Raw genomic sequence first — 19,070 nt, 5'->3', positions numbered from 1 at the left:
TACTCCGTGTCGTTATGGCTTACCACCGCGGCATCCTTGCCGCAGTGACTGCGCTACCATCAGGCTGCCTGCGGCACCTTCAACGAGCGCACCAGTCCGCCGATATCCACGATCAGCGACACACGGCCATCGCCCAGGATGGTGGCGCCAGAGACGCCTGGAATGCGGCGGTAGTTGTTTTCGATGTTCTTGACGACAACCTGTTGCTGGCCGAGCAGTTCGTCCACTTCCAGCGCGATCTTCTGGCCGTCGCCTTCGACCACCACCACCAGCGGTTCCTTCGAGGACTGTTGCCCGCCGAATCCGTAGTAATTGGTGAGCGAGAGAATCGGCAGATACTCGCCACGCACTCGCAGCACCCGGCCTTCGCCTGCCATCGAGCGGACGTCTTCGGCGGCCGGCTGCAGCGCTTCGAGCACGTAGGACAGCGGCAGGATCAGCGTTTCGCCGGCCACCGAGACGGTCATGCCGTCCAGAATGGCAAGGGTCAGCGGCAGACGGATCAGCACGCGGGTACCGCTGCCGGCGCTGCTTTCCAGCTGTACTTCGCCACCCAAGCCCTGGATGTTGCGGCGGACCACGTCCATGCCCACGCCACGACCGGAGAGATCCGTGACGGCATCGGCGGTGGAGAAGCCCGGTGCGAAGATCAGGTCCCACACCTGCGAATCGGTCGGGTTGTCCGGCACGGCGATGCCGCGTTCGGCCGCTTTTTCCAGGATCTTGGCGCGATTGAGGCCACGGCCGTCGTCGCTGACTTCGATCACGATGTGGCCACCCTGATGCGAGGCCGCCAAGGTGATCGTGCCGGTCTCGTCCTTGCCGGAGGCGCGGCGCGCATCGGGCATTTCCAGACCATGGTCGATCGAGTTGCGCACCAGATGCACGAGCGGGTCGGCGATCTTTTCGATCAACCCCTTGTCCAGTTCGGTGCTTTCGCCAATGGTGCGTAGACGCACCTGCTTGCCGAGACGGCTGGACAGGTCGCGCACCAGGCGCGGGAAGCGGCGGAACACCGCATCGACGGGCAGCATGCGCACGCCGATGACCGCTTCCTGCAGATCGCGGGTATTGCGCTCGAGCAGATCCAGACCGGCGAACAGCTGTTCGGCATGCGCCGGGTCCAGCCCGGCGGAGACCTGCTTGAGCATGGCCTGCGTAATCACCAACTCGCCGACCAGGTTGATCAATGCATCGACCTTGTCGACGCTGACGCGGATGGAGCTTTCGGCTTCTGCAGCAGCGGCCGGTGCAACGGCCGCCACTGGCGCTGCGGCGTCTACCGCCAGGCTCGGCGGCGGGCCGGGCACCGCCATCGGGCGGATGTCCAGCTCGCAATCGTCCACCACCCAGGCGAAGGTGTCTTCGATCTTGCTGCGCGGAATCTTGCCGATCAGGCCCAGATCCCACGCCAGATAGGCTTCCAGCGGGTCGATGCTTTCAAAGCCCGGCATGCGCTCCAGACGCGCGGCAATCTGCAGCGGGCCAAGATGCTCCAGCTCGCGGATGATGCGCAGCGGGTCGTTGCCGCTCATGAACAGCGACGGCGCCGGGGTGAAACCGATATGCCAGGCTTCGGGTTCTTCTTCCTTCGGCTTGGCGACCACCACGGCGGCCGGCGCTTCGCCGGCCAGCACCGCGTTCAAGCGCATATGCACGGCCTTGACCGCGGCCGGGTCGGCCGGAGTGCCGTGTTCGGCTTCGCGCAGCAGGGCGCGCAGCACATCGACCGAACCGAGCATGGCATCGACCGCATTGGGTTCGAGCTGGCGCTTGTTGGAGCGCAACTCGTCCAGCAGCGTCTCCAGCACGTGGGTCAGGCCGGCGACGGCCTCGAACCCGAAAGTGGCTGCACCACCCTTGATGGAGTGTGCGGCGCGGAACACCGAGTTGATGATTTCCGGGTCGCGGTTGCCCTCTTCAAGGGACAACAGCCCGGCCTCCATCGCGTCGAGCCCTTCACGGCTTTCCTCGAAAAAGGTGGCGTGGAAACGTTGCAGGTCCATGCTCATGGGCGTGAGATCCGATGGTGAAGCGAGTAAGGATTAACCGAGAACTTTCTGCACGGTGGCGATCAGCTGTTCTGGATTGAACGGCTTGACCAGCCAACCGGTGGCACCGGCGGCCTTGCCTTCGGACTTCTTGTCGGCCGCCGATTCGGTGGTGAGCATCAGCATCGGAGTGAACTTGTAGTCCGGCAGCTGGCGCAGCTCGCGAATCAGCGAGATGCCGTCCATGTTGGGCATGTTCACGTCGGTGACCACCGCATTGAAGCGCTGGCCCTTCGCGCGGCCCAGCGCAACGGCGCCGTCTTCGGCTTCTTCGACGGCAAAGCCGGCGGAGGTGAGGGCGAAAGAGACCATCTGGCGCATTGACGCCGAATCGTCCACCACCAAGATACGTGCGCTCATGCGGCGTTCTCCACAGATTTCAGGTTGTCATTGGATGCGGAAAGTCCCAGTGCGTCGGTGACGCCGAGCAGACGTGCCGCATCTCTAAAGGTGTCGTTGCAGCCATCGAATTCGGTGTGCAGACCGGCCTGGCGGCGGGTTTGCACAAAGGCGCAGAGCAACTGCACGCTGGCGGTGTGGATACGGCGGACTTCACCGGCATCAAGCACCAGGTCGCCGCCCTGGGTTAGGAATTCGGCAAGCTTCTGCTTGAGGTCGGCGCTGGTCTCGATGCCGAGATCCTCACCCAATGTCACTGTGCTCATTGTTGCTCCGAACGGCTGGTTCTATGCGTACTAACGGCGGAAGGCGGAAAAGCTTTAACGGTGAATCGGCGACACGCCAGATTGTGCAAGCCCTGCGTTAATGCAGCAGGTGCGTGGCATCGAGCAGGATCATCGGTTGATGGCCCAGGCGGGCGACACCGCGGAACAGGTTGTTGGAAATACGGCACAGGCGTGCGTTGTCCGGCGGCTCGATCTGGTGATCGGTGAGGCTGGTGACGTCTTCCACGGCCGACACACGCAGGCCCATGGTTTCGCCGTTTTCTTCCAGCACCACCACGCGGGTGTGCAGGTCCATGTCCACCGGCGACGAGCCCAGATGGATCCCCAGATCGATCACCGGCACCACCTGGCCACGCAGATTCATGATGCCGAGCATGGCGCTGGCGGTGCCGCGCAGCGGCAACAGCGGCACCGGCAAGACCACTTCCTGCACCTTGAGCAATTCCAGCGCATACGTTTGTTCGCCACAGCGCAGGCGTAGCCAGCGGGTGCTGCGTTCGCTGGCGCGGCGCTCTGCATGGATCTTGTCGGCCTGGCCAGGCGCAAGCAATGCCTGCAGGCCTTGCGGATACACCGGTGCGGGCGCGGCACGGGGCGGTGCTGCACGCGGTGGGGGTGCCGGCGCTGGCACCGAAACCGGTGCGGCTTCCAGCCCGAACGCCGGGTCGGCATCCATTTCTGCCAGCAGATCGGCAGTCAGCAGGTCCACCGCAGAGGATGCGGTCCCGAAGGCGGGATCGGCGTCCATTTCGGCCATCAGATCGGCCGTGCTCATGAACGGGCTGGGCGCGGCCGTGGCGAATGCCGGGTCGGCATCCATCTCGGCCAGGAAATCGGCAGCGATGTCGGCAGCACTCGGTGCGGCGACCACGGGCGGCCCGAACGCCGGGTCGGCATCCATCTCGGCCAGGAAGTCGGCGGCGATGTCGGCAGCGCTCGGTGCGGCGACCACGGGCGGTCCGAATGCCGGGTCGGCGTCCATCTCGGCCAGGAAATCGGCGGCGATATCGGCAGCGCTCGGTGCGGCGACCACGGGCGGTCCGAACGCCGGGTCGGCATCCATCTCGGCCAGGAAATCGGCGGCGATATCGGCAGCACTCGGTGCGGCAATCACGGGCGCACCGAGTGCCGGGTCCGAACGCAGGTCGGCCAGCAGATCGGCGGCAATGACTTCAGGCGTTGCGGCAACGGCAACCGGCGCTTCGGCGACGGCGACGTCGGTCTCTTCGATCGTGGCAAGCGCGGCAGCGGGCGCAGCGGCCAGGGTTGCAGCGGCAGGCGTGCTCGCGACGGCGGTGGGCATCTCCACACCGGCATCGTGCAGCAGGCCTTCCAGATAATCGTCCAGCTCACCGTTGGCGGTGTGGTTGCTCATGCGGCTTGCTCCATGCGCATCACGTCATCGGCCAGCACCCATTCCAGCGCGCGGCGATAGGCGGACAGGCCGCGGCCCTGATAATCGGCGCCGGTGGCGGGGACGGTCAGTGCGGCGGCGTTGCAAATACGGGTGTCCATCGGAACGGCGTCTTCCCACACCACCGGTCCGTAGGTGGTCTGCATTTCTTTGAGCGTTTCGTTGCCGGCGCGGGTGCGACGGTCGAACAAGGTCGGCAGGATCGACACCGGCAGCTCGCGGCGACGCGAACGCTGCACCATGTCGGCGGTGCGCACCATGCTGGCCAGGCCATGCAATGCGAGCGGCTCGGCCTGGGTCGGCACCACCACGCGGTCGCAGGCGGCCAGCGCGTTGATCATCAGCAGGCCGAGCGTGGGCGGGCAGTCGAGCAGGATGTAATCGTGTTGACCAGCGTGGCGGGTCATGGCGTTCTGCAATGCCAGGCCCAGGCCGGGTTGATTGGCGCTACGGCGCTCCAGCGTGGCCAGTGCGGCTTGCGCGCACACATACGACAGGCCGGGGATGCTGCTTTCGTGCGCCAGGCTGGCCAGATCGCTCGGCGGGGTGCCGAACAGATCCAGCACCCCGCGCGGCGGCGGGTCGACCGCCACGCCGAACGCGCGGGTGAGCGAGGAGTGCGGGTCGAGGTCGATCAACAACACCCGATGGCCGAGCGCGGCCAAGCCGCGACCCAGCGCCAGCGTCGTGGTGGTCTTGCCTACGCCGCCCTTTTGGTTGGCGATTGCCCAGATACGCATCTCACTGCACTCCTTCAATTACGGCGGGGACGGAACTTGTGCCGCTTTCGGTGGTGACGGCCGTTTGGCCGCCGTCTGACTTGGGAAGCTTTGGCGCCCCGGCGGCGGTCGCGTGCAACTGCGATGGCGGATCGGGTGCGAGTGAGCCAGCTGAGTCAGCGAGGATGATCAACACCACACGCCGGTTCGCATTCCGTCCCGCCTCGGTTGTGTTATCGGCACGTGCGCGGAATTCTCCATAGCCCACCATCGCCAATCGTTGCGGGGCGATGCCATCGTCGGCAAACAGGTGCACCACGCTGGCCGCACGCGCCGCCGACAGCTCCCAATTGGAGGGGAACTGCAGGGTGGCGATGGGCTGGTTGTCGGTATAGCCCTCCACGCGCACGCCGTTTGGCGCATCGCGCAGCACCGACGCCAACGTGGACAGCGTTCCGCGGGCGCCGCCGGCCAGGGTGGCCGAGCCGGTACCGAACAGGATGTCGCTGTTGATCTCCACTTCGATCCACAGATCGTTGCGGCGGATGGTGATGAGTTTCTTGTCGATCAGCGGCGACAGCGTCTTGCTCAGCTGTTCGGCAACCGCATCCATCTGCCGCTGTGCACGCGCCAGCTGGGTCTGATTGCGCAGCGACACCGGCATGCGCATCTGCGCAGCCATCGACGGCAGCAGGGTGGGGTCGGTGGGGCCGTTGGAGGCAGCCATCGGCGCGCCGGCCTTGATCACCGACGGGCGGTCGTAGTCGGCGCCCAGGCTCTGGGTCTTGCCCAGTTGCACCGGGCTGGCGTTGGTGGACGAGCCGCCGAACGCGCTGGTCAGCGCCTGCGCCATGACCTTGTATTTGCCCTCGTTGAGCGAGGAGATGGCGTACATCACCACAAAAAATGCGAGCAGCAAGGTCATCAGGTCGGCGTACGGAATCGCCCACGCTTCGTGGTTGCCATGTTCTTCGTGGTGTTTGCGACGACGGGCCATAGCAAGCTCTAATGCAAGTAGCCTGCCAATTTCGACTCGATGTTGCGCGGGTTCTCGCCCTGAGCGATCGCAATCAGCCCTTCGATCGCCATTTCGCGCTCGTTGGTGCTGCAATGGATCACGCTCTTGAGCTTGGCCGCCACCGGCAGAAACAGCAGATTGGCCGAGGCAATGCCGTAAATGGTGGCGGTAAACGCCGCCGCGATGCCGTGGCCGAGCATGGCCGGGTCGGCCAGATTCTTCATCACCGCCATCAGGCCGAGTACCGCGCCGATGATGCCCAGCGTGGGCGCATAGATGCCCATGCCCTCGAATACCTTGGCCGCGGCAAGATCCTGACGCTCCTGGTTATCGACTTCGATTTCCAGCATATGCCGCATGGATTCCGGCTCCACGCCGTCGACCAGCATCTGCAGGCCCTTGCGCAGGAAAGCATCGCTCTGGCGCGGCAGCTGATCTTCCAGGCCCAGCAGGCCCTGACGACGCGCGATGTTGCTCCATTCCACGATACGCGCCAGCAGCTGCGGCCGATCGCTGGACGGCGGCTGGATCACCCAGCGCAGGATCTTGAACGCGCGCCGGAAAACCGCCGGGGAGGTGTGCAGCAGGATCGCCGCCACGGTGCCCACGATCACGATGAGGAAGGCAGCCGGCGACCACAGCGACGAAATGCCGGCGCCTTTCAACACGCTGCCGCCAACGATCGCCACGATCGCCAGCACCAGTCCGATAATGCTCAGTCTGTCCATGGAAGCGGTATCGGCCCAGGCGCGGCGGACTTGATAGATGTGGCCGGTTGGCGCGCCAGAAACTTGTCGTTCTGGGGTATGGGTCTTCGAATTGCCAACTGCGCTGAGAGCGGTAGCGCGGCCGGGGACCGGTTCCTCGGCCGTAAAGGGTCTCGCTGAACTCAGTGGCGCCTCAGGTCAGCCCTTGCGTTACCGAGGCGGACATGGAAGACACGACCGACGCGACACTCAAGCCCCTCTCCTGCGGGAGAGGGGTTGGGGTGAGTGAGGGTACGTCCAGGCGCCGACTGTCGATTGTAGGCTTCGGTGCGGGCGCCAGCGCGGCTGGGAATCGTCTCTTCTAGCTCCACAGACATCCTGTGTGAGTCGCCGTCGCGGCACATCTGTGCGACGGCGACGGCAGCCAGGCGGCGTGTGGTGGCGATGTCCTGGAGCGTGCCAACACGCATGTCGAGCCTGCTTTTTGCTGAGCTCGGTTGCAGTGATGGGGAGCGTGCAGGCGCTTCGGTAAACCGCGTGCGCCTGGTTTCGGGCGAGGGCGTGTTGCGGGCCGCGATGAAGCTGCTGCGGCAAGCAGGCTGTGCCGTGCCGTGCTGCATGCAAGCGTGGCGAGCCCGACCGCGCATCGTGGCGCTTGCAACGCCGCGGCCTGCTGCGCGGCAGAATGCGCTGGCGCATGGGCTGTGATACTTAGCTTTCCGTCGCATTAGAACGATCTAATCGCATCCGCGCAGAAGGGGAGAGAAGAGGAGGGGAAACCGGGTCGCCGCAACGGCGCCGGATATTTTTGCGTCACTCGCGCGGTGTTCTTGTCCGATCGTTGGATCGATACAAAGCCGCCGAAGCCGATCACTATTGGGAGAACATGATCGAAATGAACTGCATGCCATTCGCACGCAACCGCAGCACCTTGTCCGCCGGTATCGCCATCGCCTTGTTCGCGAGCGCCGCCTCCGCCACCGTCTCCGCCCAGCAGGCCGACGGCACGCCGGCGCCCGCGGGCCAGGCCGAGGTGCAGGCCACGGACCTGGACGCTGTGACGGTGACCGGCTACCGCTACGCGATCGAAAAAAGCCTGGAGCAGAAGCGCAACGCCAACGCCGTGGTCGATGTGATCACCGCCGAGGACGTGGGCAAGTTCCCCGACAAGAACGTGGCCGATGCGCTGCAGCGCGTGCCGGGCGCGGTCATCAGCCGCGACGGCGGCGAAGGCAAGAACGTCAGCGTGCGTGGTCTGTCCTCGGAGCTGGTGCTGACCGAATTGAACGGCAACTACATCGCCACCGCCGAGTCCAACGGCGACCCGACGCGCTCGTTCAACTACACGCTGCTGCCGTCGAACCTGCTGGGCAGCGCAGAGCTGTACAAGACCCCGGAAGCACGCATCGACGAAGGCGGCATCGGCGGCACGGTGATCCTGCAGACGCGGCGCCCGCTGGAACTGGAACCACATTCCGGCTTCGTTTCCGCCGAGGGCACCTGGTCCGATACCAGCAAGAAGACCGACGGCCAGTTCTCTGGTTCGTACTCGTGGCACGACAAGGACAACCGCTTCGGTGTCTTCGTTGGCTACACGCAGCAGAAGCGCACCGCACGCACGCTCAATGCCAGTACCGAGAGCTGGCAGTGGTACGGCCGCGACGAAGTTGGCCCGGCGGTGGATGTGAACGGAAATCCGTCGGACTTCAACGCCAACTGGTGGGGCGGCACCGGTTTCTGGGACCAGAACAGCAATTACTCCACCGGTTTCATGATGCCGACGGCGGTCAGCCTGGATGCCAAACGCGAGGAGCGCGAGCGCAAGGGTGGGCAGCTGACCTTGCAGTTCAAGCCAACCGACGACCTGACCCTGACCGCGAACTATTTCCGCTTCGACCTGTCGCAGAACTCGCAGACCAATACCATCAAGATCCCCGAGTGGAACATTGCCCGCTTTAACGGCGACGGCAACTGGCGCGGCGGCCGTCTGCTCGACGGGCTGCAGTTCGATCCCAGCGGCACGATTGTCACTGGCGCCGCCTACAGCCTGCGTCCGGGCAAGACCTACTATTGCAGCGAGGCCCAGGCCGCCGCGGCCGGCCTGCCGCCGGGCGGCTGGGGCTCGGATGACTGCACGGTGCCGACGCCGCAGATCACCGGCAGCTACAACATCGAGAAATCGCAGTCGCAGACGGTGGACCTGGGCGGCGAATGGCGTGGCGAGCAGGTGGACGTGTCGTTCAAGGCCGGCCGCACCTGGGCCAAGGGCGGGCCGGAGCTGCAGTTTTCCTTGCCGATCAAGCCGCGCCTGCAGAACGCCGACGGCAGCTGGACCAACGGTAACTTCGCCAGCGCCTGGGACCTGACCGGCACGCCGTCCATGACCTTCTCGCCGGAGCTGATGCAAAACCTGCGCAACGGCATCCTGCAGGTCGACCTGGGCTCGACCGGCTCGTCCTGGACCCGCAATACCAATCAACAGCAGTACGCGCAGATCGATACCACCTGGCATTTCGACGGCGAGGTCTTCGACTCGCTGCAGTTCGGCCTCAAGCGTCGCGACGGCGGCATTCACCGCAGTACCGGCAACAACTACTGGGTGTGCCCGGGCACCGATCCGGGCGACTACGACAACCGCTACTGGAACGGGCGCTGCAATGCCATCGCCACGCAGTTCTCGCCGGGCCTGCTGTTCGCGCAGGACAATCTGGCCGGTGGCGTCAACGCCAGCGCGTTCCCGGCGATCAACTTCCCGGGCTACATCGGCTACTTGAACCAAACCTACGGCGCGATGCAGACCCGCAGCGAAGACAACTTCGTCTACAACGTCGACGAAGAGATCTATTCCACCTACCTGCAGCTCAACTTCCACACCGAGCGGCTGCGTGGCAACGTCGGCGTGCGGGTAGCGCGCACCGGCCAGCGTGCCGATTCCACCGACAAGGTGACCGCCTACAACGACTATTTCTTCGACGGCGCCGACGGCAGTCCGCTGGCCTGCCAGCAGGGCGCCGCCATGCCCAGCGGCGCCCCGGCCGACACCTATTGCGGGACCGAAGGCTACTGGCGTTTGTCCGACAGCGTGCAGCGCACCGAGTCGTTCGTGGTCAGCGGGCTGGATCGCAACTACACCGACGTGCTGCCGAGTTTCAACCTGGCCTACGACCTGACCGAAAATCTGCTACTGCGCGCGGCAGCCGCGAAGGTGATCGCACGTCCCAGCTACAACGACATCGCCGCGCCTGGCAGCCTGGAGTTCTACAGCCCCGAGTACGTGGCCGACCGGCGCCTGACCGGCGGTGCCAGCGAGCAGGGCTGGTACGGCTCGGGCAGCAACAAGAACCTGGAGCCGTACAAGGCCAACCAGTTCGACCTGGGGCTGGAATGGTATTTCCACCCGGGTTCGGTGGCGGGTGTGGGGCTGTTCCGCAAGAACGTGGAGAACTTCGCGGTCGACGTGATCAGCGACGTCAACATGATGGTCGACGGGCAACCGGTCACCGTACAGAACTACAGCACCCAGGCCGGCGGCCAGGACGCGGTCTCGCAAGGTGTGGAGCTCTACGCGCAGCACACGCTGCCGTTCGGTCTCGGCGTACAGGTCAACTACACCTACAACGATGCCAGCAAGGCAGCGGTGCGGCTGGAAGACGGCACCGAGGCCGGCAAGACTTCGATGCCGGGCAGCGCGAGGAACCAGACCAACCTCACCGTGTTCTACGAAGCCGACAGCCTGCTGCTGCGCGCCTCGTACAACCGTCGTGGCGAACTGGTGCAAGGCCTGGTCAACGGGTTGAACGTCTTTGAGGAGCCGTACTACCAGATCGATGTGAACGCGGCCTACAACATCACCCCGGCGCTCAGCCTCACCGCCTCGGTGCTGAACCTGACCAAGCAGGAGTCGCGCTCGCACCTGGGCGAGGACACCCGAGCCCGCTTCTACAGCGGCGGATACGCAGGCCGGCTGGCGTACTTGGGGCTGACCTACAAGTTCTAGGCGCCAACGTGTCGCGCCCATGCCTGCCAAGCGGCGGTATGGGCGCGATGGTTTGGCGACCGGCCTGGCTGTAGTGTTCGTCGTGCAAGACGACACTGTCGTGTGCGCGCGGTCGTTCACCGCAGGAGCTTGTCGCTGCGGATGCCTGCACTGTCGCAGTGGCTAGCTATGGCGCTGTCTCGCAACCTTCCTCAATCGAGCTGGTCGGCGATGCTGCGCTTGACTCAGAGCTCGCTGAAAGAAGTGAACCTGGAACCGATATTTCCGGCTGGGCATTAGCGGTTACGGGCAACCAAGTCCTGCGTATCACTGCTACAGGTACCGAACGCATCGACATGGTTACGGGGGCAGCGTTGCTCGCCACTAACGCCATGCGTCTGGAGTCCATTGTGCAACTTATGGAGCAGAGCGGCCGCTGGAAGGAGGCGCGTGTTTCGCACAGAATACTGCATGGTCAGCTTGAGCGAGGTTGATCGGCTCGCTCGCTTAGCGAGCTCGGGCGTAAGATTAGCCGCGCCAGCTACTATTCCTATCTTGCGTCAGCACACGCGTTCGTCGCCGGGGCGTTGTCCGTCGAACAAAACAGCAAAGTTGCCTGATGCTGACATCTTAAACTCCTCTGAAGCATGCTTGATCGAGGTGGCGGAAAGTTATATTGCGAGATTGCAGTCATGATGTGCATAGCGCTTATGTAGGCCAACATCCGTCTGTGCATGACCGAAACGAATACTGCATTTGTTAGATATTAAACTTGTAGACGCAGCTGGTCAGCTGCTGAGAGGCCACTTGACTGGTGATCACGTATTCAGTATTTTAAATTTTTCTTTCGGCCAAGAAGATGGATGACAAACCCCTTAGAATCCGCCGGTTGGAACTAACCGATATTGGCGGTTTCAAGCATATGGAAATAAATTTCTCGCAGCAATTGAGTCTTATTTGTGGACCCAATGGCGTAGGGAAAACTACTGTTTTGGATGCCGTTGGGTCAATCTTTGTTGCGCACTATTCATTTAATGTGATTAAACGTCGCGCCGGAAGTGAGCTGGGTCGTATTCAGTATACTGTATCCGCCAATGGCGAAGATCTTCATCGCGGCGGTGAAGTGAGGAATTTCAATCCGGATGAAAGTGTGAGTCCCTTTGGATACAATAATACTAATACTGAGAAAGTTATATATGTAAAAAGTTCTAGAGATCTCGGTTATGGGCAGCTCGCTGGGGTCATGCGAGATCCAGATAGAGATAATAATGGCTACCAACTCCAGGCTGTAAACGGAATTGTGGTGCATGACATTAAACAATGGTTTAGTAATCGTTATTTAATGCGGCCTCATGGGGAATACTGGCCCGAGTACCAACTAGAAAATTTTGAGGTAGCCAAGACCTTCTTTTCTTTGCTTGATCCAACGGTTGAACTCAGTCATGTCGACAGTTCTACTTTTGATATTATGCTTAAGACCCGTTCTGGGTTAATTCCGTTTGAATATATGTCTGCTGGATTCAGGACGTCTTACGCACTAATTCTTGGTATTTTAAAAGAAATTGAGTTTCGGAAGTTAGGTGTTTCTGCCAATAAATTTGATGGAATTATCCTGGTTGACGAGCTTGACCTTCATCTACATCCGACCTGGCATGGTCCCATGCTTTACGCGCTCAAAGCCTCGTATCCGAGAGCGCAAATTATAGTAACTACACATAGCCCGCATATGGTTCAGTGTGCGAAATTAGAAGAACTAATTATTCTGCCGAGGGAGGGGGGGCGGCCTACTCAGCTGAAGGGAGTGGACCCCGAGTTTGGCCTTATTGGTTGGACGGTCGAGGAAATACTGAGAGACGTTATGGGAATGGAGGATCCCCGTCCGCTAGCTTTCGTGAAAATAATGGAGCGTTACGAGAATGCTGTAACAAGGAGAGATTACATAAAAATAGAGGCCGCAAAATCTGAAGTATTGCGTGCACTTCACCCTTCAAGTGTCGTCCGTCAGATTATAGGGATCGAGGCGATCTGATGATTCCTATTGCAAGGGCTGCGGCTCCAGCTATTTTGACGACGAAATTCATTCAGGAGGGGGTTGATAGGTTTAAGGCTGATGGGCATTCTGTTTGGGATGTTTCAAGTATTAAATCGGCCCTGTTGGATATGTCTAGCAGCAAGTGCGCATATTGTGAGTTGAGGCTTGGGGAGGGGGCTGCGTATCTTGAGGTCGAGCATTTTTTTGCAAAGAAGCACCATCCTGACAAAGTATTAGACTGGGACAATTTGCTGCCGGCATGTAAAAGGTGTAATGGGTCGAAAGGCTCTTGGGACACTGCGGCGCCAGGGCAAATGATGGTCGATCCATGTTTGATGAATCCTCAAAAGCATATCCATTTGGATCTGGCTTATCGGCCTGTTGGAATTACTAAAGAGGGTGAAAACACTGTGATTGAAGTGGGTCTTAATGACATACATAGACTAGGGGTCATGCGCTACGCGATTGGTGAGACTTTCAAAGATAAGTTGGAGGAGCTATGTCAAGAGCACCTAGCGATAGTCACGGGTGCACCCACTAGGCAGCGCCGTGCGCTTGTTCGCAGGCTCAAGGTTCTGATGGATCAATGTGCGTCGGATCAGCCCTTTAGCGCAGTTTTGTCAACGGTGTTGATTCGTAGCTCTCATTACGAGATTTTGCAGAATTCGATTATGGTTTGGGGAGATTGGGATGCTCAGCTCGACGCTTCTGACCGCAGCGCTCGTGCTCTATCGTTAGCTTGATAACCTTTTTTTGAAATGGCGGTTCCAGCCTCACTTCTTTCGACGGTTCGGCGACAGCCGGTCTGGAAATAACAGTTCCATGTTCACTTCCAGATAACGGTTCCAGGTTCAGTTCCACGGCAGCCTGGCCGTCGCCAAACCATCGCGCCCAGCCTGCGTGCGTAGCGGCGTAGATCGGCAGCGATGCTGGTAGTGAAACGACAACGGCCGCAGTACGCGGCCGTTGTCGTTAGATCAGGCAACCAGGATCGTCTTGCCTGCCGTGATGGGGTCAGGTGCACTTATCAGGCGACGGCGCTCGGCTTGCGTGGCCCTTATGGAACTTCGCCAGCGGCACACAGAGCCGCGCGAGACCCGCCAGCGTGTATTGACACGCCAGACCGCGTACTTGCAATCTAGGCCCAAGGAGCGTCGAAACTCCCCACGTAGCGGTACCCACCTCCGTCAAACCGGTGGGTTTTTTGTGCCTGCATCCTGCAGGTACAAGCCGACGCAATGCCTGCGTCGGGAGGGCGGCTAATACAACACCCGCAAGGGGAATATGCCCGCCGGCTACGTGCGGTTTCGAACCTCCCGACATCCCGTCGCCATTGGCGGCGGTTCTTGGGTTGTTCCAGGAGGGCGTTGCCATGTCTACCGCACTATCCATACCGGCATCTGTGCTGGTTGGTCTGTTGCCAGCTTCCGCTCACCGCCTGCGATGGGGTGTGGGCGAGGTGCTGCGCCGGCTCGTCGCACGCGCAGCTGTTGAGCAGGCGAGCGACGATCCCGCGCATCCGCTGAGTCGCCAGCTCGCTGTGTTACCGCACACCTCGTTCCGCCCGTTCGCACGCAGGGCCGTGGCGTTGCAGCAGCGTGTCGCCGCATCCACCAACCACCACCCGGAGGCGCCATGACACGCCGCCGCCCACCCACGGCATCTGCCAGCGTACGGCCCACCCGCACGCGTGCGCGCCCTGCGCCGTCCAAGCGGGTGCAGTGGGTCGTTGTGGAACCCGACCGCACCAAGCTTCCACCGATGCTGCCGCCCGACCCGGACGCCTCCCCGCAAGGCTCCGGCACGCTGGGCGCACCCCGCCGCGCCCGCCGCCCGCGCCAATGCACCGTCAGCTACACCCATTACCCCGGCGCCCACAATCACGGCGGCGACCAGCACGTACCCCATGTGCGCCTCAGTGGCCTATGGCTGGAACAACTGGGCTTTGCCATCGGCACCAAGCTGCGCATCACCGCCAGCGCGGGGCAGCTGTTGATGGAGGTGTTGCCGCCAGTGGAGGTGCCCGCCAAGGCGCAAAGCGTGCGGCGATGATGGTGCGGTTGCCAGCCCCCTTGCGATTGACCTCAGTGCCGCATGCCACTAGCGTCGCAGCGACATCAGCGCACTACGGACGCTTCATGATCGCGCGCCCCCTCTACGCTTTGCTCGCCACCTTCGCCCTGGGCGCATGCGCCCACACGGCGGCCACCCCAGTCCCGGCAACCGTCACGCAGACATCTGCCATGAGTTCATCCGGCCCTACCACTGTGCCGCCTAATAAGCCCACTGCTGAGGGCTTGCTTGGTCAGCTGCTTTCGTTGATCAAGGGTAGCCAGACCATCTCCGACTTCACTCCACAGCGTTTGAATTCGACGATGGGGCAGGCGGTTCAGTTCGTGAAAGGCGACGAACGCCGATATCGGGCCTTCGGTCCGCTCACTAAGGATTGGAGTTATGGATTTGGAGTCGATGAAACCAAGCTTGATGGCAGATGGTTCGAGTTCCGCTTCGATCGCAATGTGGCCGGTGCATCGCCTGCGATGAGCGAAATTTGTCGCCTGGACTTTGATCGTTTTACCCAGCAGCTTGAGCAGATGGGATTTGCGCGTGAGCGCAACATCGTTGAAGACGGGCGCTGGATAAGTGATTTCTTTACTCGCCCAGGAATGCGAGTAGAAGTCTTTCCGCGAGGTGAGGCGGCGGAACCGCAAGCGTTGGTAGCGCACAAATGCGTCGAATGGGTCTACATCCGTTAAGTCCAAGGAGCGGACATGTCACTCAGTCCTGATGCTTTGAAAGTTTTGAATGATTTCGGCAATGAGCCTGAAGTTACCAAGTGTCACGTCGATCACTGCCATAAGCCTTGCGATCGACCTTGGTGCCGGATGCCACTAGCGTCGCAGCCACACCAGCGCACAACGGACGCTTCATGATCGCGCGCCCCCTCCACGCCTTGCTCGCCACCCTCGCTCTGGGCGCATGCGCCCACACGGCGGCCACCCTAGCCCCGGCAATCGTCACGGAGACATCTGCCATGAGTTCCTCAGCCGAATCCAAAGTCACTCCCGCTGGCAGTGAACCCAGTGGGCCGATACGAACGGCAGAGGATGCGCTCACCCGCATGCTTGCATTGATTCAAGCTATTGATGGACTAGACGATCTGACACTTGACTACCTGCAGTCCAAAATGGGGGTTCCGGTGACGCGTGCGGCAGCTGATCCCAAGCGTTATGGCGCCAGTGCTCCGCTTACCAGTGAGTGGGATTACAGCTTTGGCATGGACCAGACGCCTACTGCGGGGCGTTGGTTCGAGTTCACTTTTATTCCAGCGCAAGCGGGTGCTTCCCCGTCCATGACGGAGATCTGCGGGATCGATTTCGATACGTTTACCAAGAAGCTGGAAAACATCGGGTTTGTACGTCAACGCAACATGGTGGAAGACGGGCGATGGATGAGTGACTTCTTCAGCCGCCCAGGCATGCGCGTGGAGGTGTTTCCACGAGGTGAGGCTGATGCACCGCAGAAGCGGGTGGAGCACCATTGTGTTGAATGGATCTACATTCGTTCAACTAACGGTTCCAGGTTCAGTTCCACGGCAGCCTGACCGTCGCCAAACCATCCCGCCCATGCCTGCGCGCGTAGCCGCATAGATCGGCAGCGATGCTGCTAGTGAAACGACAACGGCCGCAGTACGCGGCCGTTGTCGTTAGATCAGGTAACCAGGATCGTCTTGACGATTCCCAATTCCCAATTCCCGATTCCAAAGATCAATGATCGCTGGAGCGCAATCCATCCACATCCAGGATCAGCGCCATGCGGCCGTCGCCGATGAGGGTGGCGCCGGCGTAGCCGGGCAGGCCGCGCAGGGCGCGGGGGAGGGGTTTGATCACCACTTCCTCGCGGCCGCGGACCTGATCCACCACCAGGCCGAAGCGGGTTTCGCCGGCCTGCAGCAGCACCACGGTCAGCAGCGGCGGTTGATCGGCGGGCACGCCCAGCCAGCGGCGCAGGTCGATCAGCGGCAAGGTGTGCGAGCGGCGGTCCAGCACGGCGCGGCCGTCGAACCAGCCCAGCGAGGTCTGCGGTGCGTGCAGCACTTCGACCACACGTGCCAGCGGCAGCGCATACACCGCTTCGCCGGCCTGTACCAATAGCGTGGGCAAGATGGCCAGGGTCAACGGCACGCGGATCATGAAGCGGCTGCCGCGGCCCAGTTCGGACTGGATCTGGATCTGCCCGCTCAACTCGCGGATACGCGACTGCACCACGTCCATGCCGACGCCGCGGCCGGAGATATCGGTGACTTCGGCCTTGGTCGAAAAGCCCGGCATGAAGATCAGATGCAGGCATTCGTCGGTGCTCAGACGCGCAGCGGCTTCGGCATCGATCAGGCCCTTGTTGCGGGCGATCTCGCGCAGACGCTCCGGGTCGATGCCGGCGCCGTCGTCCTGGATTTCGATGCTGACGTAGTCGCCTTCCTGCTGCGCAGACAAACGCACATGGCCGCTACGCGGTTTGCCGGTGGCTTCGCGCAATGCAGGCGATTCGATGCCGTGGTCGATCGCATTGCGCACCAAATGCACCAGCGGGTCGGCCAGGGCTTCGACCAGATTACGATCGAGCTCGGTTTCGGCGCCGACCAGTTCCAGTTCCACTTCCTTGGACAGGGTGCGCGCAACGTCGCGGGCCACCTTGGGGAAGCGCGCGAACACCTTGCTCACCGGCTGCATGCGGGTGCGCATGACGGCGGTCTGCAGGCGGGCGGTGGCAATATCCAGCACGCTGACCGCGCGGTCGAGTTCTTCGTCGCGCAGACGGGTGCGCAGTGTCTTGAGACGATTGCGCGAGAGCACCAGTTCGCCGATCAGATTGACGATGGCGTCCAGGCGTTTGGTATCCACACGCACGGTCTGTTCGGCTTCGGCGCCGCCCTTGGCGCCAGCTTTCGGTGCGGCCTTGGCGCCCGGCGCCGGCGCGGCATGGCCGTCGTCGTGCGCAGCTGCGGCAGCTGCGGCCTTGGGCGCGGCCTTGACCGCCGGCGGTCCGCTCTTGGCATCGAACTGTGCGATCAGCGACGGCGGTGCATGCGGCACGGGTTCGCCCGAGCCCATTGCATCCAGCATGGCCTGCAGATAATCCAGCGACTGCTGCGCGGCATCGAAGTGATGCGCCTGCAGCACTGCCTGGCCCGAGCGCGCCATGCCGAGGGTTTCTTCGGCGGCGTGGCACAGCTCCACCATGGGCTTGATCGCCAGAAAGCCGGCGCCGCCCTTGAGCGTGTGGAAGCCGCGGAACACCGCGTTGAGCTGGTCGGCTTCGTCTGGCGCCTGTTCCAGCGACACCAGCTGTTCGCCGAGGCGATCCAGGATTTCCTGGGCCTCGACGATGAAATCGGCAGCAATATCGTCTGGAACAGCACTCATGGTTACAACCCCAATCCGGACAGCAAATCGTCGGCGTCGTCTTGCGACACCGCGTGACGGTCCAGGCCCTTGACCGCAGGACCGGCAAGACCGCCGTCGTCTTTCTTCGGCTCGGTGCTCTTGGGCGGCAGGCCCAGCGCGCCGAAGCCTTCATGCACGCGGCGCACGATGCCGGCCACGCGGCGAATGATCTGCCCGCTGAGGTCCTGGTAGCTCTGCGCCAGCGACAGCTCGGTGAGGTTGTGGCGCATCTGGTCCATCAGCGCGCCCTGGTCCTGATTCAGACCGCCATCGCGCAGCTTGTTGGCCAGCTCGCGGCATTCTTCGACCAGATCCAGGGTGCGATGGCTGGCCTTTTCGGTCATTTCCACCACGTGGTCCAGGCGCGAGCAGGCATCGTCCAGTTCGCCGGCTTCTTCGGGCACGGTGGGCAACTCGCCCAGCGCCTGCCCAAGTTCGCGCGCGAGCCGGCTCAGGCCCTGCATCATCGGACGCGTGCGCAGGGCGGCGAGGTGATCGACCTCGCGCTTCCACGCAGCTTCGTCACCGCTTTCCAGTGCATCAAGCGCACCTTGCAGACGCTCGATCAACGCAGCGCGTTCGGCATTGGTCTCCACGGTGGCGTTCATCAGGCGGTCGCCGCCAGACGTTCGAACACCTTGCCCAGCTTTTCTTCCAAGGTCTGCGCGGTGAACGGCTTGATGATGTAGCCGTTGACGCCGCACTGCGCCGCTTCGATGATCTGCTCGCGCTTGGCTTCGGCGGTCACCATCATCACCGGCAGGTGCTTGAGCTTGGCGTCGGCGCGGATGTTGCGCAGCAGGTCGATGCCGGTCATGCCGGGCATGTTCCAGTCCGTCACCACGAAATCGAACGGGCCAGAGCGCAATGCAGCCAGCGCGCTGTTGCCGTCTTCGGCCTCTGCGGTATTGGTGAAGCCGAGATCTGCCAACAGATTCTTGACGATACGTCGCATCGTCGAGAAGTCGTCCACGATCAGGATCCGCATGTTCTTATTCACATCAAGCTCCTAACACGAAAAAA

General features: G+C 62.1%; 18 protein-coding genes. 8 read left to right on the top strand and 10 right to left on the bottom strand.

What is annotated here, in order from left to right:
- Positions 1–59 precede the first annotated feature (59 nt).
- From ABQZ00_RS10220 to ABQZ00_RS10190, 7 genes are all read right to left on the bottom strand, one after another.
- Positions 60–2,012 (bottom strand): chemotaxis protein CheA, encoded by a 1,953-nt coding sequence (locus ABQZ00_RS10220; protein WP_323539318.1) that lies wholly within the window; start codon positions 2,010–2,012, stop codon positions 60–62.
- A gap of 33 nt (positions 2,013–2,045) precedes the next feature.
- Entirely contained in the window at positions 2,046–2,411 is a 366-nt protein-coding gene (locus tag ABQZ00_RS10215; RefSeq protein WP_002806565.1) for a response regulator, read from the bottom strand.
- Complete coding sequence (locus ABQZ00_RS10210; RefSeq protein WP_055846598.1) at positions 2,408–2,716, bottom strand: STAS domain-containing protein; 309 nt, start codon at positions 2,714–2,716, stop codon at positions 2,408–2,410. The genes ABQZ00_RS10215 and ABQZ00_RS10210 overlap by 4 nt, the downstream gene beginning before the upstream one ends.
- Before the next feature lie 97 nt (positions 2,717–2,813).
- On the bottom strand, positions 2,814–4,112 hold the full coding sequence (locus tag ABQZ00_RS10205) for a chemotaxis protein CheW (protein WP_323539319.1): 1,299 nt from the start codon (positions 4,110–4,112) through the stop codon (positions 2,814–2,816).
- Complete coding sequence (locus ABQZ00_RS10200; RefSeq protein ID WP_115527716.1) at positions 4,109–4,891, bottom strand: ParA family protein; 783 nt, start codon at positions 4,889–4,891, stop codon at positions 4,109–4,111. Before ABQZ00_RS10200 ends, ABQZ00_RS10205 begins: the two co-directional genes overlap by 4 nt.
- 1 nt (position 4,892) lies before the next feature.
- Entirely contained in the window at positions 4,893–5,867 is a 975-nt protein-coding gene (motD, locus tag ABQZ00_RS10195; protein ID WP_055846606.1) for a flagellar motor protein MotD, read from the bottom strand.
- An 8-nt stretch (positions 5,868–5,875) separates the two neighbouring features.
- The gene (locus ABQZ00_RS10190) at positions 5,876–6,616 is read right to left on the bottom strand and encodes a flagellar motor protein (RefSeq protein ID WP_115512904.1); all 741 of its coding nucleotides are present in this window, start codon (positions 6,614–6,616) and stop codon (positions 5,876–5,878) included.
- Positions 6,617–7,063: 447 nt separating this feature from the next.
- Here ABQZ00_RS10190 and ABQZ00_RS10185 point away from each other — a divergent pair, with 447 nt between their 5' ends.
- The 8 genes from ABQZ00_RS10185 to ABQZ00_RS10150 all read left to right on the top strand — a co-directional run bounded on the left by ABQZ00_RS10185 (position 7,064) and on the right by ABQZ00_RS10150 (position 16,207).
- Positions 7,064–7,303: a hypothetical protein gene (locus ABQZ00_RS10185; RefSeq protein ID WP_323539624.1), complete on the top strand. Its 240-nt coding sequence runs from the start codon at positions 7,064–7,066 to the stop codon at positions 7,301–7,303.
- A 133-nt stretch (positions 7,304–7,436) separates the two neighbouring features.
- Positions 7,437–10,592, top strand: coding sequence for a TonB-dependent receptor (locus tag ABQZ00_RS10180; RefSeq protein ID WP_323539320.1), 3,156 nt, complete (start codon positions 7,437–7,439; stop codon positions 10,590–10,592).
- Between the two features lie 158 nt (positions 10,593–10,750).
- Positions 10,751–11,065 (top strand): hypothetical protein, encoded by a 315-nt coding sequence (locus ABQZ00_RS10175; RefSeq protein ID WP_349777719.1) that lies wholly within the window; start codon positions 10,751–10,753, stop codon positions 11,063–11,065.
- A gap of 365 nt (positions 11,066–11,430) precedes the next feature.
- On the top strand, positions 11,431–12,600 hold the full coding sequence (locus ABQZ00_RS10170; protein ID WP_323539321.1) for an AAA family ATPase: 1,170 nt from the start codon (positions 11,431–11,433) through the stop codon (positions 12,598–12,600).
- Complete coding sequence (locus tag ABQZ00_RS10165) at positions 12,600–13,346, top strand: HNH endonuclease (protein WP_323539322.1); 747 nt, start codon at positions 12,600–12,602, stop codon at positions 13,344–13,346. Before ABQZ00_RS10170 ends, ABQZ00_RS10165 begins: the two co-directional genes overlap by 1 nt.
- An 892-nt stretch (positions 13,347–14,238) precedes the next feature.
- Positions 14,239–14,655, top strand: coding sequence for a SymE family type I addiction module toxin (locus tag ABQZ00_RS10160; RefSeq protein WP_323539323.1), 417 nt, complete (start codon positions 14,239–14,241; stop codon positions 14,653–14,655).
- Positions 14,656–14,741: 86 nt separating this feature from the next.
- Positions 14,742–15,359 carry a hypothetical protein gene (locus tag ABQZ00_RS10155; protein WP_323539324.1) on the top strand — a complete coding sequence of 206 codons (618 nt, stop codon included), beginning with the start codon at positions 14,742–14,744 and terminating at the stop codon, positions 15,357–15,359.
- 173 nt (positions 15,360–15,532) lie between these two features.
- The gene (locus ABQZ00_RS10150) at positions 15,533–16,207 is read left to right on the top strand and encodes a hypothetical protein (RefSeq protein ID WP_323539325.1); all 675 of its coding nucleotides are present in this window, start codon (positions 15,533–15,535) and stop codon (positions 16,205–16,207) included.
- A 163-nt stretch (positions 16,208–16,370) separates the two neighbouring features.
- Here ABQZ00_RS10150 and ABQZ00_RS10145 read toward each other — a convergent pair whose 3' ends face one another.
- The 3 genes from ABQZ00_RS10145 to cheY are packed head-to-tail and all read right to left on the bottom strand — an operon-like array spanning position 16,371 to position 19,047.
- Complete coding sequence (locus ABQZ00_RS10145) at positions 16,371–18,026, bottom strand: chemotaxis protein CheA (RefSeq protein ID WP_115512910.1); 1,656 nt, start codon at positions 18,024–18,026, stop codon at positions 16,371–16,373.
- 2 nt (positions 18,027–18,028) lie between these two features.
- A complete protein-coding gene (locus ABQZ00_RS10140; protein ID WP_055854552.1) occupies positions 18,029–18,655 on the bottom strand; it encodes a protein phosphatase CheZ in 627 nt (208 codons plus the stop codon).
- Positions 18,655–19,047 (bottom strand): chemotaxis response regulator CheY, encoded by a 393-nt coding sequence (cheY, locus tag ABQZ00_RS10135; RefSeq protein WP_055854550.1) that lies wholly within the window; start codon positions 19,045–19,047, stop codon positions 18,655–18,657. The genes ABQZ00_RS10140 and cheY overlap by 1 nt, the downstream gene beginning before the upstream one ends.
- Positions 19,048–19,070: the final 23 nt, after the last annotated feature.

This window comes from Xanthomonas sp. WHRI 10204 (assembly GCF_040202875.1).
Lineage (GTDB): Bacteria > Pseudomonadota > Gammaproteobacteria > Xanthomonadales > Xanthomonadaceae > Xanthomonas.
Note: the sequence above shows the minus strand (reverse complement) of the source record. Positions and strands in the feature narration are given on the sequence as shown.

Excerpts from the sequence above, each read along its gene's own strand:
- ABQZ00_RS10215 (WP_002806565.1), bottom strand. The coding sequence starts at position 2,411 with ATGAGCGCACGTATCTTGGTGGTGGACGATTCGGCGTCAATGCGCCAG.
- ABQZ00_RS10200 (WP_115527716.1), bottom strand. The coding sequence starts at position 4,891 with ATGCGTATCTGGGCAATCGCCAACCAAAAGGGCGGCGTAGGCAAGACC.
- ABQZ00_RS10210 (WP_055846598.1), bottom strand. The coding sequence starts at position 2,716 with ATGAGCACAGTGACATTGGGTGAGGATCTCGGCATCGAGACCAGCGCC.
- ABQZ00_RS10140 (WP_055854552.1), bottom strand. The coding sequence starts at position 18,655 with ATGAACGCCACCGTGGAGACCAATGCCGAACGCGCTGCGTTGATCGAG.
- ABQZ00_RS10190 (WP_115512904.1), bottom strand. The coding sequence starts at position 6,616 with ATGGACAGACTGAGCATTATCGGACTGGTGCTGGCGATCGTGGCGATC.
- ABQZ00_RS10145 (WP_115512910.1), bottom strand. The coding sequence starts at position 18,026 with ATGAGTGCTGTTCCAGACGATATTGCTGCCGATTTCATCGTCGAGGCC.
- ABQZ00_RS10170 (WP_323539321.1), top strand. The coding sequence starts at position 11,431 with ATGGATGACAAACCCCTTAGAATCCGCCGGTTGGAACTAACCGATATT.
- ABQZ00_RS10205 (WP_323539319.1), bottom strand. The coding sequence starts at position 4,112 with ATGAGCAACCACACCGCCAACGGTGAGCTGGACGATTATCTGGAAGGC.
- ABQZ00_RS10160 (WP_323539323.1), top strand. The coding sequence starts at position 14,239 with ATGACACGCCGCCGCCCACCCACGGCATCTGCCAGCGTACGGCCCACC.
- ABQZ00_RS10150 (WP_323539325.1), top strand. The coding sequence starts at position 15,533 with ATGATCGCGCGCCCCCTCCACGCCTTGCTCGCCACCCTCGCTCTGGGC.
- ABQZ00_RS10155 (WP_323539324.1), top strand. The coding sequence starts at position 14,742 with ATGATCGCGCGCCCCCTCTACGCTTTGCTCGCCACCTTCGCCCTGGGC.
- ABQZ00_RS10185 (WP_323539624.1), top strand. The coding sequence starts at position 7,064 with ATGTCGAGCCTGCTTTTTGCTGAGCTCGGTTGCAGTGATGGGGAGCGT.
- motD (WP_055846606.1), bottom strand. The coding sequence starts at position 5,867 with ATGGCCCGTCGTCGCAAACACCACGAAGAACATGGCAACCACGAAGCG.
- ABQZ00_RS10165 (WP_323539322.1), top strand. The coding sequence starts at position 12,600 with ATGATTCCTATTGCAAGGGCTGCGGCTCCAGCTATTTTGACGACGAAA.
- ABQZ00_RS10220 (WP_323539318.1), bottom strand. The coding sequence starts at position 2,012 with ATGAGCATGGACCTGCAACGTTTCCACGCCACCTTTTTCGAGGAAAGC.